Origin of the sequence: Pseudoalteromonas sp. Z9A6, from assembly GCF_011378805.1 — a bacterium.
Taxonomy (GTDB): domain Bacteria; phylum Pseudomonadota; class Gammaproteobacteria; order Enterobacterales; family Alteromonadaceae; genus Pseudoalteromonas; species Pseudoalteromonas distincta.
In genome coordinates, this window is the sequence record NZ_WTKZ01000081.1 from 1 (window position 1) to 13,762 (window position 13,762).

General features: G+C 38.5%; 17 protein-coding genes and 3 tRNA genes. 7 read left to right on the forward strand and 13 right to left on the reverse strand.

Annotation, left to right across the window (positions count from 1 at the left end; translation table 11 throughout):
• Nucleotides 1-45: 45 nt before the first annotated feature.
• Entirely contained in the window at nucleotides 46-1,548 is a 1,503-nt protein-coding gene (locus tag GQR53_RS19000) for a DUF3369 domain-containing protein (RefSeq protein ID WP_231619850.1), read from the reverse strand.
• Between the two features lie 111 nt (nucleotides 1,549-1,659).
• Here GQR53_RS19000 and GQR53_RS19005 point away from each other — a divergent pair, with 111 nt between their 5' ends.
• Both GQR53_RS19005 and GQR53_RS19010 read left to right on the forward strand, forming a co-directional pair.
• The gene (locus tag GQR53_RS19005; protein WP_024595802.1) at nucleotides 1,660-2,241 is read left to right on the forward strand and encodes an SRPBCC family protein; all 582 of its coding nucleotides are present in this window, start codon (nucleotides 1,660-1,662) and stop codon (nucleotides 2,239-2,241) included.
• The gene (locus GQR53_RS19010; RefSeq protein WP_165744945.1) at nucleotides 2,210-3,097 is read left to right on the forward strand and encodes a TIGR03899 family protein; all 888 of its coding nucleotides are present in this window, start codon (nucleotides 2,210-2,212) and stop codon (nucleotides 3,095-3,097) included. The genes GQR53_RS19005 and GQR53_RS19010 overlap by 32 nt, the downstream gene beginning before the upstream one ends.
• A gap of 33 nt (nucleotides 3,098-3,130) precedes the next feature.
• Here the strand turns inward: GQR53_RS19010 and GQR53_RS19015 are convergent, their stop codons facing one another.
• The 8 genes from GQR53_RS19015 to GQR53_RS19050 all read right to left on the reverse strand — a co-directional run bounded on the left by GQR53_RS19015 (nucleotide 3,131) and on the right by GQR53_RS19050 (nucleotide 8,803).
• Entirely contained in the window at nucleotides 3,131-3,901 is a 771-nt protein-coding gene (locus GQR53_RS19015; RefSeq protein ID WP_165744946.1) for a TIGR04219 family outer membrane beta-barrel protein, read from the reverse strand.
• Between the two features lie 3 nt (nucleotides 3,902-3,904).
• Nucleotides 3,905-4,891 carry a DUF2333 family protein gene (locus GQR53_RS19020; protein ID WP_024603343.1) on the reverse strand — a complete coding sequence of 329 codons (987 nt, stop codon included), beginning with the start codon at nucleotides 4,889-4,891 and terminating at the stop codon, nucleotides 3,905-3,907.
• Nucleotides 4,892-4,899: 8 nt separating this feature from the next.
• Nucleotides 4,900-5,412: a copper chaperone PCu(A)C gene (locus GQR53_RS19025; protein WP_149602126.1), complete on the reverse strand. Its 513-nt coding sequence runs from the start codon at nucleotides 5,410-5,412 to the stop codon at nucleotides 4,900-4,902.
• Nucleotides 5,413-5,488: 76 nt separating this feature from the next.
• Nucleotides 5,489-5,815, reverse strand: a complete 327-nt coding sequence (locus tag GQR53_RS19030) for a hypothetical protein (RefSeq protein WP_024595804.1) — start codon at nucleotides 5,813-5,815, stop codon at nucleotides 5,489-5,491.
• A gap of 170 nt (nucleotides 5,816-5,985) precedes the next feature.
• Nucleotides 5,986-6,192 (reverse strand): PspC domain-containing protein, encoded by a 207-nt coding sequence (locus tag GQR53_RS19035; protein WP_039485433.1) that lies wholly within the window; start codon nucleotides 6,190-6,192, stop codon nucleotides 5,986-5,988.
• A 9-nt stretch (nucleotides 6,193-6,201) separates the two neighbouring features.
• Nucleotides 6,202-6,882: a PspA/IM30 family protein gene (locus tag GQR53_RS19040; protein WP_165744947.1), complete on the reverse strand. Its 681-nt coding sequence runs from the start codon at nucleotides 6,880-6,882 to the stop codon at nucleotides 6,202-6,204.
• Nucleotides 6,883-7,126: 244 nt separating this feature from the next.
• Nucleotides 7,127-8,059 (reverse strand): tRNA dihydrouridine(20/20a) synthase DusA, encoded by a 933-nt coding sequence (gene dusA / locus GQR53_RS19045; RefSeq protein WP_033020525.1) that lies wholly within the window; start codon nucleotides 8,057-8,059, stop codon nucleotides 7,127-7,129.
• A gap of 123 nt (nucleotides 8,060-8,182) precedes the next feature.
• The gene (locus tag GQR53_RS19050; RefSeq protein WP_024589771.1) at nucleotides 8,183-8,803 is read right to left on the reverse strand and encodes a MarC family protein; all 621 of its coding nucleotides are present in this window, start codon (nucleotides 8,801-8,803) and stop codon (nucleotides 8,183-8,185) included.
• A 95-nt stretch (nucleotides 8,804-8,898) separates the two neighbouring features.
• Between GQR53_RS19050 and GQR53_RS19055 the strand changes: the two genes are divergently transcribed.
• The 3 genes from GQR53_RS19055 to GQR53_RS19065 all read left to right on the forward strand — a co-directional run bounded on the left by GQR53_RS19055 (nucleotide 8,899) and on the right by GQR53_RS19065 (nucleotide 10,304).
• Nucleotides 8,899-9,336, forward strand: coding sequence for a transcriptional repressor (locus GQR53_RS19055; protein WP_002957918.1), 438 nt, complete (start codon nucleotides 8,899-8,901; stop codon nucleotides 9,334-9,336).
• Nucleotides 9,337-9,411: 75 nt separating this feature from the next.
• Nucleotides 9,412-9,879 (forward strand): chemotaxis protein CheX, encoded by a 468-nt coding sequence (locus tag GQR53_RS19060; protein WP_024595807.1) that lies wholly within the window; start codon nucleotides 9,412-9,414, stop codon nucleotides 9,877-9,879.
• On the forward strand, nucleotides 9,876-10,304 hold the full coding sequence (locus GQR53_RS19065; protein ID WP_165744948.1) for a secondary thiamine-phosphate synthase enzyme YjbQ: 429 nt from the start codon (nucleotides 9,876-9,878) through the stop codon (nucleotides 10,302-10,304). The genes GQR53_RS19060 and GQR53_RS19065 overlap by 4 nt, the downstream gene beginning before the upstream one ends.
• 234 nt (nucleotides 10,305-10,538) lie before the next feature.
• Here GQR53_RS19065 and GQR53_RS19070 read toward each other — a convergent pair.
• The 4 genes from GQR53_RS19070 to orn all read right to left on the reverse strand — a co-directional run bounded on the left by GQR53_RS19070 (nucleotide 10,539) and on the right by orn (nucleotide 11,656).
• Nucleotides 10,539-10,614, reverse strand: a tRNA-Gly gene (locus tag GQR53_RS19070).
• Nucleotides 10,615-10,657: 43 nt separating this feature from the next.
• A tRNA-Gly gene (locus GQR53_RS19075) sits at nucleotides 10,658-10,733 on the reverse strand.
• Between the two features lie 103 nt (nucleotides 10,734-10,836).
• Nucleotides 10,837-10,912: transfer RNA gene (locus tag GQR53_RS19080), tRNA-Gly, on the reverse strand.
• Between the two features lie 198 nt (nucleotides 10,913-11,110).
• Nucleotides 11,111-11,656, reverse strand: a complete 546-nt coding sequence (orn, locus tag GQR53_RS19085) for an oligoribonuclease (RefSeq protein WP_004336052.1) — start codon at nucleotides 11,654-11,656, stop codon at nucleotides 11,111-11,113.
• Nucleotides 11,657-11,777: 121 nt separating this feature from the next.
• Here orn and rsgA point away from each other — a divergent pair, with 121 nt between their 5' ends.
• Both rsgA and asd read left to right on the forward strand, forming a co-directional pair.
• Nucleotides 11,778-12,836, forward strand: coding sequence for a small ribosomal subunit biogenesis GTPase RsgA (rsgA, locus tag GQR53_RS19090; RefSeq protein ID WP_165744949.1), 1,059 nt, complete (start codon nucleotides 11,778-11,780; stop codon nucleotides 12,834-12,836).
• Nucleotides 12,837-12,851: 15 nt separating this feature from the next.
• Nucleotides 12,852-13,754: an archaetidylserine decarboxylase gene (gene asd / locus GQR53_RS19095; RefSeq protein WP_346774403.1), complete on the forward strand. Its 903-nt coding sequence runs from the start codon at nucleotides 12,852-12,854 to the stop codon at nucleotides 13,752-13,754.
• Nucleotides 13,755-13,762: the final 8 nt, after the last annotated feature.

Genomic DNA, 13,762 nt, shown 5'->3' on the forward strand with positions numbered 1-13,762 from the left:
TGTGAGTGATGTGATTGAAATTTAATAATTATTTTTGGGGATCCCTTAGGGTTGATACCATACCTCTAACTTGTTTCGAGCAAAATCATGGCGTAATTGCCTAATAATTCCTATGCGCCAAGCCATTTTATCTTGCATGTCTACACTGTAATAAATTCCCTCTTTGTGTTTTGTTTTTTTAGCTTGATTAAGTGCAATATAAGCAACTTTAAGTGTATCAATCCCGCTACTTTGAAAGTCTTGCTGTTGGCATAAACCCAATCTAAAATCGATAGGTAATGTATGCTCTTCTGCGCAAAATGGAACACCTAACTGCTCATTCAATTTTTTTAAGTCGAGTTCATCACGGCGAATAATAAAACCAAAAACATCAGCACCAATACGAGATAGTAACTTAGCTGTTGAGTAGTTTTCTTTTAACCTTTTCACAATGCCAATTAATACTTTATTGCCGACCTCTTGCCCTAAGCCATTATTAATATCTGCAAAATTAACTATATCAAGTAGTACAAATACATAATCATTCACGTGCGGCTTTTGATAACGCTCTACCCGTTCAATAAAATTGGTACGATTTGAAATACCTGTAAGCACATCTTTATAAGCTGCATCTCTTAACTTTACAAACAGCCTTATATTATCCAGGGCAACACTCACATTTGTTAAGAAGATTTCAGCGAACTGCAATTGTGCTTGCAAAGGAACATGGTCACATTCTATATATAAAGCCGCTTTTCTATGCTTACTTCTTAATACAAATGTTGCACTTGAGTCTGTATGTTGATGCTTTGATAAATCAAAACACGACTCGACTTGTTTAAATACTTTGCTATCAACATTAATTAATTTTTCACCAAAGTAGTTTTCGTAATGCCCACAACCACCTAAGACTTGAATAAAGTCATCGCCATCTAATTTGCTGCACACAAGCCCTCGAGGTGAACACTTTAAAATAATACTCATGTGCTTGATGATTTCTTTGCATAGTTGCTTAATATCAGTAAGCCCTAAAATAGACTTTGATGCAGAAACAATCGTGTTCATTGCATCACTTTGATATTCAAGCTGGCATACCTGCTCGTAAGAGCGAATAGCGGTTATGAGCGATGTTACTAATTTAGAGCGAGTGAGTTCTGTTTTAGTTTTATAATCATTTATGTCGTACTCACGTATTACTTTTTCCTCTGGTGTATTACCAGCTTGCCCTGTTCTTAAAATAATTCTTACATGTTGATTATTTAATTCGTCACGCACCCTTTTTACAACCTGCAAGCCAGCATCGTCAGTTTCCATAACAACATCTAAAAAAATAACTGAAATATTGTTATTTTTAGCTAAAATCTCTATTGCTTCAGCTCCCGAATAGGCATCATGAAATCGCAAGCCTACCCCCCAAAACTCAACCCCAGACAAAGCCAACTTTGTTACAGAGTGGATCTCAGGTTCGTCATCAACAATTAAAATATCCCAAAACTTAGTCGGCTCAATAACTGCCTCATCTTCATAGTCTTGTTCAAAAAATAAAAAATCGTTTTGATCTGACGACATTCGCTCTCCTAGGTAGCAATTTATAAATTATTTTTGGTTTATAATCTAATTCATACTATAGTCGATTAATAAAAAGTTGTTGTATTTCAACTCAAAAAATTAATAGAAGGTGTGCTTATTAAACCATTAAAAATATTAATCAAAGGCGTACTGTTATTGTTATTGGTATTAGTACTGGTAGGGCTGATACTTCCCCAAAGTTATAATGTAAATAAAACAATAGAAATCAATGCAAATATTGACGCAGTAAAACCGCTTATTACTGACTTTAATCAATGGCAAAAATGGTCTCCATGGGAAAAAGTAGACCCCAGTATACGTTTTACTTTGGGCGAACCGAACTCTGGCCTGGGTGCTCATCAGTCTTGGAAGGGAAAATGGGGGTATGGTGAAATGATCATAACTTCGGTGAGTCAAAATAAGGTCAGCTTTAATATACTTTTAAATGCTGAGCATATTATTAGGGGGACTTTTAATTTTAGTGAGCAAAACGGTATCGTCACTCTAATATGTAAGATTAACGGACAAACAACCGCTCCTTTAATATCGGGTTACACCGCAATTTTGAGCGAAAATGTGCTCCGTAATACAGTTTCAATGGGGTTAAATAACCTTAAAACTGTTGCTCAGCTTAGTCATTCACAAAGGACAATGCACAGCCATGCCAGTCAAGACAGCACAAGCGAGAATTAACCTTGCTAACATTATCGAATCCTTACTTGGTTACCCTATAACAAAAGTTGGCAGTAACGGAATATTGCCTACCTCTGAACAAAGTTACGATATTAAAGGCCAAGTTAAGCCGCTTTATCATATTAACAGTGAAAACTCTGTTTTAGCTCGTGCCCAAAAGCGCCAAGATTTACTTCTAATAAAACAACAACAAAATATAGAGTCAATTTTAGCAATGGCTATGGGGTTTTGCCCCGATGTAGCAAGTAGTAAACAACCTGATGTTGATTGGGTAGAGCATTTTATCGCACTGTGCGAAGATACTTCAAATGCGTCAATGCAAACTTTATGGGCCAAAATTTTAACGGGAGAGACACTCAACCCTGGTACGTTTTCAATTAAAAGCTTGCAAACGTTAAAGCATATGACACAGCGAGAAGCTGACTCTTTGCAAAAATGTGTGTCGCTCTCAGGCTATAACGAAAAAGACGACAGCCACTTTATTCTACTAGGCTTTTACAAAAAACCGTCATTGTTTGATTTGCTACGAAAAGGCAATAAAGTGTCTCTAAATCTAGGAAAAACAGGTATTAGTTTTCCTGACATTTTAACACTTATGGATCTTAATTTACTGTATAGAAAAGAAATTGAATCTGCAGTGCTTAAAGCGGGGCAAGAACTTACCCTTTCATTTTTATCGCAAAAAGTAACGTTAAAAGCAAAAAGTAGTGATTTGGTATTGAGCTATTATAAATTCACGCAAACAGGTGATGAGTTATCTAAACTCATTAATTTTCCTGTAAATAAAATTTATAAGCAGTTAATTAATAATGCGCTGGAGGGAGAGTTTGATTTAGCGTGGCACGCAATAAAATAATATGCCACGCTATGTTTAATTAGAAAATACTAATTAAAAGTGAACCTGAATACCCGCAAATGGGCCAGATGCATCAATATCAGTAGTAATATCATCTACATCATCAAGTTCTAATACCATAGAGCGGTAACCGGCTTTAACAGCAACATCTACTGCTAGGTTATCAATAAGTTCCCACGCTACGCCTACTTGGTAATCTTGTACTTTGCTATCGTCAATAGCCAAAAAGCTACCTTCAAAAAATACACTTAAACCAGTAAAAGGTAAGCCAGCTTCGGCACGGCCATATGCAAGAGGAACAAAACCAGAGAAATCTTTTATTTCGGTAAAGTTAGTACCACCATTTTGAGTAGTACCATTTACAACAATATCACCATCAAACTGCTTAGCATTTAAACCTAAGTCAATTGAGATTAAATCGTTATCAAAAATCTCATAATAAAAAATGTAATCGATGTGTGTTAAATCACTTACAGTATTTACCGTAGAGCCTACAACATAATCAGAGCCATTAAAGCTAAATGTATCTGTAAGTAGCGCAGAACCATTTAACTCAAGCTCGGTATACTTTAATTTAATATTTGGAACTAATGGTACAGGGTGCTCAAGTGCCGCGTAGTAACTTACAAACGTCTCATCTTCAAAATTAAAATCTTGAGATGCATTATTTTTATAAGAAAATTGACCATCGTTATCTGACTTCCACCCATCAACACCTACATATAAACCTAGTAGAGTGTCAGCTTGCGCTGCTGGTGCTAAACATGCCATTGAAAGGGCTGCTGCTAAACAATACTTTTTCATTTTTTATCCTTGAGCTAGTAGTTCGCTGAGTTCGATTAAAGCCGCATTGGCTCTAGAAATATAATTTGCCATAACTAAAGAATGGTTTGCCACATAGCCAAAACCATTTCCGTTTAAAATAAGTGGGCTCCATACTGTTTCTTGAGTTGCCTCAAGTTCACGTATGATTTGTTGCAAGCTTACACGTGCATTTTTCTTTTCAAGAACGTCATTAAAGTCATACTCTATCGCTTGTAAAAAATGCAGTAATGCCCAAGTTGCACCGCGCGACTCGTAAAACACATCGTCAATTTCTAACCACGGGGTTCTTACTTGCTGCTGCAGTGGCGCAAGCGTTGCTTGTTTATTAGATGAATTACCCGCTAAATCGGTGTTCACTTTTTCCTGACCTACGCTGGCACTTAAGCGCTGGCTTAGGCTACCTAAACGTTTTTCAGCTTCTTTAAGCCAACTACGTAAGTTATCTGCTCGTGCGTAAAATTGGCTATCGCGCTCATGCTCATTAGCAATTTGTCCACGATATACCATTAAGTAGTCAATACCTTTTTGGTACTCACCTTCGGCACTTGGCCACGCCCATGCCTCAGAGCTTATATTAAACTGCGGCTGCGCCTTTTTAAGAGCTTCATGTTCCGTTGATTGTGATTGAGAACGGCTAAAATCTTTTCGCATAGAAAGCGATAAATCACGTACCATTTCTAGTGCGCCATATTCCCACGCTGGCATATCATCCATAATAATACTTGGTGGTATTACATCATTTGATAAGTAGCCACCCGGTTTATCTAGTAAGGTATTGGCTACCGTAATTAATGTAGAAGTAGTTACATAACCCGTTACTATTTTTTCATTACGAAGCTGCGCTTGCTCTTTCGCGTTTGCAACAACGTCAAAACGTGAAGGTTCTGTGCTCCAATAAACAGCAATTGCGTAAAAAATGATAAGCAGTAAAACAATTATTCCTGCTATTTTTCCTTTATGTTGCGACATGTGTACTCCTAATGATGAGCGTGTTGAGTAGATGGTTTTGACTGCTTAGCTTGCGCTTCAAGCGACACGACTTGAGCATTAGTAAATAAGCGATTACCGTCACTAAAATATAGTGTGAGTTTACGATCTTGTCCTACTTTTAATGGCTCTTGTGGTTCAAATGCCATTAAATGATAACCGCCAGGCTGAAAGCTGACACTTTCGTGCGCCTTAATTTCAACCGATTCAACTTGTTGCATTTTCATCATGCCGTCTACATGTGAATGCTCGTGTATTTCAACACGCCCTAAGCCATCAATAGTTGCCTTAGTTAAAGTTGCTGCGGCTCCACTGTGATTAATAAGGGTTAAATAACCTACAGTTGAAGTACTGCCAGGTAAAAACTCTCTAACTTGCGCGTTAGTTACTTCGAGCACAGCCACATCAGAACCATGATCATGCCCTGAGTGCGCCGCCAACGATGACGAAAAAAAACTAAATATTAATGCAGAAGCCATCGAAAAACATAGTTTCGTCATCATTCTTATCCTTATGAAAACTTTAAATTACAGGCTAAATTTAACATAGTTAACCTATAATAGTCAGTCAAATTAAGGATTAAGAGGCTACTTTTTTGTTATCGGCAACAAGCCAACACAACACTGCAACAAATAGTAACGGCCAAGCAATCATTATAGATCCGAATAAAAGCGCTAAAACAGTCCCTGCTAATGCCACTACACCCGCACCAACTAATCCCATAGTAATTAAAGCCACTACCGCAACTACAGCAATAATTGCGGCCAAAGCACCTACAAGCTCGAGCCCAGCCCAACTAATATCAGCAATCCATAACGGCAACTGCCAAGAATCAATCTGCACAAACGTTATTAAATCAGTAAACAGTAATAAATAGATAAATACACATACTGCCAAAGCTTTCATAGTAATTCTCCTTATACCAACCGGCTTATATATGAGGCCTATTTAACGATAAGAAAATTGCGCTATAACTAGGCAAAGATTTTTATACCTAGTTGTTCTATATAAAATTTTAACAACATTATAGAGTGATTTAATTCGTTAAATTATTCAAATATTTATGCCTGTTGGTATTAATACTCTTTATTTTCAAGGCAGCAATGCGCTATAAAATAGCCAAGTGCAACTGCAAACGGAAAACTCAAAAATAATAAAATAGTAACTAGGCGTGTTGCCCATACCGGAAAGTCCAATCTATGGGCTAAACCACTACAAACACCCGATATTTTTTTATTCAAAGTATCTTTATACCAACCTTGTTGACGATTAAAGCTGTTCATAGCAATCTCCTAAGCAGTGTGTTTTAAATTAGTATTTAAGTTCGCCTTTAAGCGAGCCAACTCAGCATCAATTTTTTCATTTTTAACTAACGACTCAATTTGGGCACTGGTAGAACTTGCTGTATCAGTCAGCTCATAAGCCTCTACTTGAGCTTCAATACCTTCAACACGCTGCTCTATTTGTTCAAAACGAGACAACGCATGAGCTACTTTATCGCTTTGTAGTTGCGTACTGATCCGCCCTCTAGCAATAGCAACATTGTGGCGCTGCATTAACTGAGCTTGCTTAGTTTTAGCCATAGCCATTTTTTGCTGCAAGCGTTCACAATCAGACTTAATTTTTACAATAGACTCTTGCAAAGTTTCTAGTTGAGTTTGCTTATTTTCAATGCTTTCGTTAACGCGTTGCTTCTCAAGTAAAGCTGTTTTAGCAAGATCATCACTGCCCTTCTCAACCGCACGTTCTGCTTTAATTTGCCAAGCTGCTAATTCTGTTTTTTTAGTATCAATTTGGCGATTAATTACTTTCTCTTCACACAATAAAGCGGCTGCTGTACTACGGCACTCATTCAACGCATCTTGCATCTCGGTAAGCATTAGGTTTAAAAGCTTTTCTGGATCTTCTGCTTTATCAAGCATGGCGACAATGTTTGATTGAATTACATCATTTACGCGGTTAAATATTCCCATGGTATTCTCCTGTTGATTTTTAATTAATTTCAACAAGAAGATTCCAAGAGTTGTGCCAAGTCCATCAAAACAAAAATAAAACATTTAAAATCATAACGATAAACAACAAGCACTCTAAATTTTAGTGACTTTAAGCTGAACAACATAGAGTGTAATTGGCCAATAAATTATGATTTTGACTAATTTTTAGGATCAAAAAAGCCACTCGAAAGTGGCTAAAATTTAGAATTTTTAAAGCTTAGTTTTATTCTGGTACAAAGCTTAATGCTTTATCCATTACCGATAAATCAGCTTGCTTACCGTGACCACTTTCAGAAAGGTGGCGTCTAAAACCTCGCGCACCAGGCTGCCCCTGAAAAATACCGAGCATGTGACGTGCAATATGCCAAAAATTAGCACCCAAACGCATTTCTTCTTCAATGTAGTCATACATTGAACGCACTACATCGTGGCGTGACTGCGTATTTGCAGAATCACCATAAATTTTCTCATCAACGTCATTGAGCATAAATGGGTTGCTGTAAGCCTCACGCCCAATCATTACACCATCAATATGTTGCAAATGTTCTAGGCTCTGCTCAATTGTTTTAACACCGCCATTTAGGCTTAAATCTAGCTGCGGATAATCTTTTTTAAGTTGATAAACACGTGGGTAATCAAGTGGTGGAACCTCACGATTTTCTTTCGGGCTTAAACCATTAAGCCATGCTTTACGAGCATGAATAATAAAATCATCACACCCTACTTTATGAGACGCTTCAATAAGCGCACATAAAAACTCATACGAATCTTGCTCATCAATACCAATACGCGTTTTAACGGTAACAGGAATATTTACTTCGTTTTTCATTGCTGCAACACACTCAGCAACTAATTGAGGTTCAGCCATTAAACATGCGCCAAATCGACCATTTTGAACTCGGTCCGACGGGCAACCTACATTTAAATTTATTTCGTCATAACCACGTTCACCTGCGAGCTTTGCACATTGCGCTAGCGCTTTAGGATCAGAGCCACCAAGTTGCAGCGCAACTGGGCCTTCGTGTTTATTAAAATGTAAGTAGTCGCCTCGACCAAATAAAATAGCCCCTGTGGTTATCATTTCAGTATAAAGCACAGTATGTTTAGTCATTTTGCGATGAAAAGTACGACAATGGCGATCAGTCCAATCGAGCATTGGGGCCACAGAAAAGCGTCTATCCAAAGTACATTTATTCAAAGCAAACCTCAGGGTATTAAAGTTATTAAGCACAGCTTAAAAGGCGCTGCATTTTACACAAAAGCCTAGCGAGCATCAATGTTAAGAGAAAACCTGCAAGCCAAAATAATGGGCTATGCCATTTAAAATATTGGTAACCGCAACCGAGCTTAAAATAAGCCCCATAATTCTACTTATTATACTTGCACCACTATCACCAATTAATTTATGTACATGTGTTGCAAGCAGTAACAAAACCAGTACAACCGCTAATACAGCAAGCATCATCGAAGACGTTAATAACTGCTCAACCCAGGTATATTCTTCATTACGAGTCATTAATACTGCGCCTAACATAGCGCCAGGGCTAGCGATAGAGGGAATCGCAAGCGGAAAAATAGCGGTTTCAGTACTGTCGCGTACACTTTTAATTTCGGCTTCTGGTTTACTTTCACCAAATATCATTGAGAGCGCAAAAATAAGTAATATGATACCGCCGGCTATTTGAAAAGCCGAAAGCGGAATTTCAATTGCGTTAAGTAATTGCTCACCTGCAAGTACAAAAAATAAGAGCACTAATGCAGATACGCCTACCGCTTTAAATATAACTTTACGTTTAAATTTCTCATCATCACCACGTGTGACTGCAATAAATACAGGTACAGTACCAATGGGGTCAATAACCGCAAAAAAGAAAATAAATATAGCTAATAGTTCGTGCATTACTGGGTTTCCTAGGTAAAAAGCGCTTAATAAAAACGCTGCAACTACAACACAGTATGTTAGTATATCACGGTAGCATAAGGATAAGAGTAATGATGAATATAGAATCACTCGTAAGTAAAGCAAAACAAGTTTGTGACAACCGTGGTGCGCGTTTTACGCCTATCCGCGAGAAAGTATTTCGCCTATTAGCCAGCGCACAAGGTGGTGTTGGTGCATACGATTTGCTTGAGCAATTAAAAATAACTGAAACGGGTGCTAAACCTGCAACTATTTATCGTGCATTAGACTTTTTAGCTGAGCTAGGTTTTATTCATAAAATTGAAAGCACAAATGCATTTATGCTGTGTCATCATTTTGATCATATACACCCAGTACAATTGTTAATTTGCGATACCTGTGGTTTTGTCAAAGAATTACACTCGAGTGTAATTTCGCATGAGCTAAATAATTTAGCTGCCGAAGGTGGCTTTGTTGTATCAGGGCAGACAATAGAAGCACATGGTAAATGTGAATCTTGCAGAGCATCATAATCCTTCAAAGTTATCCTTAGTGATTATACTCAAACTATATAGTCACTTCACAGAACAAATTTAAGAGTAGCCACTATGAATGTAGAATTCATCAATCCTTTTTTATCTTCTTTAATTAATGTTTTGAGTACTATGGCTCAAACTCAATTGAAGCCAGGTAAACCTCGCATTAAAACTGATGAGATAGCCTGTGGTGATGTATCAGGTTTGATTGGTATGGTTGGCCCGCAAACGCGAGGATCATTTTCAATTACATTTGATGAAGAACTAGCATTGACCATCATGGAGCGTATGCTTGGCGAACGCCCTGATGCTATAGATGAAGAAGTTACCGATATGGTTGGTGAAATAACCAACATGGTAACTGGTGGTGCTAAAAATTTACTTGGCGAGAAAGGCTTCGACTTTGATATGGCAACGCCTATTGTGGTATCTGGTAAGGGTCATACAATTACTCACAAAAGCCAAGGTAAAAAAATCATCATGCCATTTAGCTGTGATGCTGGTAATGCAAACATTGAAGTTAGTTTCGATAAATTATGAGTTGGCAGCAAAAGCAAATTACATTAAAGCCTCGCCCGCGAGGTTTTCATATAATCGATGACGAAATATTGTCTCAGCTTCCTGAACTGGCGAGTTATAAAGTTGGCTTGTTACATTTATTTATTCAGCATACCTCAGCGAGCCTTACAATAAACGAAAATGCAGACCCTACTGTTCGTATGGACATGGAGAGCCATTTCAATAAATTCGTTCCTGAGCGTCAACCTTATTATCGCCACGATTATGAAGGTGACGATGACATGCCTGCACACATAAAAACCAGTACGTTAGGCTGCGAGTTAAGTATTCCTATTTCAAATGGCTATTTAGCGTTAGGTACATGGCAAGGTATTTATTTAGGTGAACATCGCGATTCTGGTGGCTCTAGAGGAGTTGTAGCAACTATTCAGGGTGAGCTATTTTAATAAAAGCTCTCGGTTTCAAAGTATTGACTCCTCTGTACCTCACTCATACCTCATAACTTCAAAGCACAACAGCTTTATTGTTGGCGCATAGCTCGCGCGAGAAACCATAGCTTCTAACAACCAAAACTTTAATGCTGAATATTGCACTAAGAATAAAGTAGATAAGAGATATTTTAAATTATAATTTTATTTATGATTTTTAATACAGAGAATTTTGAAAGGATATAAAAAGATTGGAGCGGTACACGAGGCTCGAACTCGTGACCTCGACCTTGGCAAGGTCGCGCTCTACCAACTGAGCTAGTACCGCATAACTAAATTTACTATCACTACAATTTCTTTTGGTTAGAAATTGGAGCGGTACACGAGGCTCGAACTCGTGACCTCGACCTTGGCAAGGTCGCGCTCTACCAACTGAGCTAGTACCGCATTTTCACTTCTTCAGTTATTTTAATGATGCGCAATAAATTGCGTTCAACATCCTAGCAACTGAGCTAGCTTTTATTCACTTCAATTTCTTTTGGTTAGAAATTGGAGCGGTACACGAGGCTCGAACTCGTGACCTCGACCTTGGCAAGGTCGCGCTCTACCAACTGAGCTAGTACCGCATTTTTACTTCTTCAGTTATTTTACGCTTAAGCGCGACAGGTCGCGTTCAACATTCTAGCAACTGAACTAGTACTGCATTTTAATTATGGATGTAAAACGACCATAATAAAAACAACTCAAACACACTAACCCCGCGTGGGTTATCGTCTTGAGCGGGGCAGGATTCTACAATAATCCGATGTGTTTGCAAGTGTTTTTTACAAATTAAAGAAATTTTCTCTATAGACTTTTAATTCCATAATCGAATCTTTAATGTCATCCAAAGCAAGGTGCGAACCTTTTTTGTTCACTTTTGCAAGCACTTCAGGTTTCCAACGACGTGCTAATTCTTTAATAGTACTCACGTCAAGATTGCGGTAATGAAAAAAATCTTCAAGTTCACGCATGTATTTATTCATAAAGCGGCGGTCTTGCCCAATTGAATTACCACACATTGGTGATACACCTGCAGGCACCCACTGTTTTAAAAAATCTAACGTTTGTGCCACGGCATACTCTTCATCGAATGTACTTGCTTTACAGCGCGCTGTTAAACCCGACTTACCATGCTGCGTAGTACACCACTCGTCCATACCATTTAGTAATTCATCACTTTGATGAATAGCTATGGTTGGCCCTTCGGCTAATATATTCAGGTCTGCGTCAGTGACAACCGTCGCAATTTCGAGTATTTTATCGGTCTCTGGTTCGAGTCCTGTCATTTCAAGATCGAGCCAAATTAAATTTGATTTATTAATAGTCATAATTACCTAAGCGGTGCTTTCCTTTAGATCCAACGCATTTCGATATATCATATTAGCATCAACCGTCGAGCTAAAGCTTTTTTTAGGAAAAGCGACATTTAACTAAGGTTATAGGCCTCCAGTGGCAAAACAGAAAAAATTAAGTAAAGGCCAATCGCGTCAGATCAAGGCCAACCACCAAAAGCGCATTAATAGCGCAGACTCAAGACCAGCTAAAAAAGGCGCGCAAGAGTGGCAAACCGATAATTTAGGTCAGGTCGAGAGCGCAATTGTGATCAGTCGTTTTGGCCAACACGCCGATGTAGAAACTGACAATGGCGATGTACTTCGTTGTAATATACGACGTACCGTGTCAAATTTAGTGTGTGGTGATGAGGTATTGTTTCGCCGAGCCAAAGTAAGTGAAGGTGATTTAGCCGGAGTAATTGAAGCCACGCAAGAGCGTCGCTCGCAACTTACCCGTCCTGACTTTTACGACGGCGTAAAAGTTATTGCGGCTAACATTGATCAAATACTCATGGTATCGGCGGTATTACCTGAGTTTACCCCAAGTATTATCGACCGCTATTTAATAGCCTGTGAAGATATGGGTATTGAGCCAATTTTAGTACTCAATAAAATAGATTTAATTGATGACGCAGGTCTTAGCGAAATACAAAAAGTTCTCGATATCTATCGTAAACTTGATTACCAAGTACTCCTTGTTAGTAATATATCGGGCAATGGTATTGATGAATTAAAAGAAGTACTTGTTGGTAAAAATAACATTTTTGTTGGCCAAAGTGGTGTGGGTAAATCCACCCTCGTTAATACTGTATTACCTAACGCTGAAATATTAACTAAAGAAGTATCTGAAAACAGCGGCTTAGGACAGCACACAACAACTGTTTCACGCCTTCACCATTTACCAAGTGGCGGTAACCTAATCGACTCGCCAGGAATTCGTGAGTTTGGTTTATGGCATTTAGATGTTGAGCGTGTAACCTGGTGCTTTAAAGAGTTTAGAGAATTTATAGGCGGGTGCCGCTTTAGAGACTGTAAACATTTAAACGATCCGGGCTGTATAGTTAAAAAAGCTGTAGCAGATGGCAAAATTTCTCAATTGCGCTTTGACAGCTACCACCGAATTTTAGAAACAATGGCCGATGGCCGTGCAGGCGCCCGTGCGCCTCGCGTATAATTTAGGATAAATACTGTGAGTTTAGACAAATTTAAAATTGCAATGCAGTACGCAATGCCAAAACATTTTATTTCACGCGTAGTGGGTAAATTAGCCGCAGCTAAAGCAGGCGCTTTAACAACGACTTTAATTAAACTATTTATTAAGCAATATAAAGTAGATATGAGCGAAGCCCAATACCCAGATCCTGCTCATTATAAAAGCTTTAATGAATTTTTTACTCGCCCTTTAAAAGACGGCATGCGCCCAATGGTAGAAGATAGCGATATCATCATTCATCCAGTGGATGGCGCAATCAGCCAGCTAGGCGATATTGTTGACGGACAGCTAATACAAGCTAAAGGTCACGATTACAGCTTACAAGCGCTACTAGGCGGCTCACAAGATAATACAACACCATTTTTAGGCGGTAAGTTTGCCACTATTTATTTAGCACCTAAAGATTACCACCGTATTCATATGCCAATTGATGGCACACTAAGCAAAATGATTTACGTGCCAGGTGATTTATTTTCAGTAAACCCACTTACCGCGCAAAACGTGCCTAACTTGTTTGCACGTAATGAACGAGTAGTAGCAATTTTTGAAACTGAAATTGGTCCGCTTGCTATGGTACTTGTTGGCGCAACAATTGTAGCCAGCATAGAAACTATTTGGGCAGGTACTGTCACGCCACCAGCAGGTAGCGATGTATTTAGTTGGAAATACCCAACCACTGGCGATAACGCCATCACGCTTAAAAAGGGTGAAGAAATGGGTCGCTTTAAGTTAGGCTCTACTGTGGTACTAGCATGGGGTGCTGATAAAGCTGAAATACTGGATGACCAACTACCAGAAGTGGTTACTCGCTTAGGTACTGCGTTTGCAAAAATTAACGACCTAGATTCAAATTGTAAGTGCATAACTTGTTTTGGCTAGATTAAGTG

Excerpts from the sequence above, each read along its gene's own strand:
- GQR53_RS19000 (WP_231619850.1), bottom strand. The coding sequence starts at position 1,548 with ATGTCGTCAGATCAAAACGATTTTTTATTTTTTGAACAAGACTATGAA.
- GQR53_RS19010 (WP_165744945.1), top strand. The coding sequence starts at position 2,210 with ATGCCAGTCAAGACAGCACAAGCGAGAATTAACCTTGCTAACATTATC.
- GQR53_RS19015 (WP_165744946.1), bottom strand. The coding sequence starts at position 3,901 with ATGAAAAAGTATTGTTTAGCAGCAGCCCTTTCAATGGCATGTTTAGCA.
- GQR53_RS19020 (WP_024603343.1), bottom strand. The coding sequence starts at position 4,891 with ATGTCGCAACATAAAGGAAAAATAGCAGGAATAATTGTTTTACTGCTT.
- GQR53_RS19025 (WP_149602126.1), bottom strand. The coding sequence starts at position 5,412 with ATGATGACGAAACTATGTTTTTCGATGGCTTCTGCATTAATATTTAGT.
- GQR53_RS19030 (WP_024595804.1), bottom strand. The coding sequence starts at position 5,815 with ATGAAAGCTTTGGCAGTATGTGTATTTATCTATTTATTACTGTTTACT.
- GQR53_RS19035 (WP_039485433.1), bottom strand. The coding sequence starts at position 6,192 with ATGAACAGCTTTAATCGTCAACAAGGTTGGTATAAAGATACTTTGAAT.
- GQR53_RS19040 (WP_165744947.1), bottom strand. The coding sequence starts at position 6,882 with ATGGGAATATTTAACCGCGTAAATGATGTAATTCAATCAAACATTGTC.
- dusA (WP_033020525.1), bottom strand. The coding sequence starts at position 8,059 with ATGCTCGATTGGACTGATCGCCATTGTCGTACTTTTCATCGCAAAATG.
- GQR53_RS19050 (WP_024589771.1), bottom strand. The coding sequence starts at position 8,803 with ATGCACGAACTATTAGCTATATTTATTTTCTTTTTTGCGGTTATTGAC.
- GQR53_RS19055 (WP_002957918.1), top strand. The coding sequence starts at position 8,899 with ATGAATATAGAATCACTCGTAAGTAAAGCAAAACAAGTTTGTGACAAC.
- GQR53_RS19060 (WP_024595807.1), top strand. The coding sequence starts at position 9,412 with ATGAATGTAGAATTCATCAATCCTTTTTTATCTTCTTTAATTAATGTT.
- GQR53_RS19065 (WP_165744948.1), top strand. The coding sequence starts at position 9,876 with ATGAGTTGGCAGCAAAAGCAAATTACATTAAAGCCTCGCCCGCGAGGT.
- orn (WP_004336052.1), bottom strand. The coding sequence starts at position 11,656 with ATGACTATTAATAAATCAAATTTAATTTGGCTCGATCTTGAAATGACA.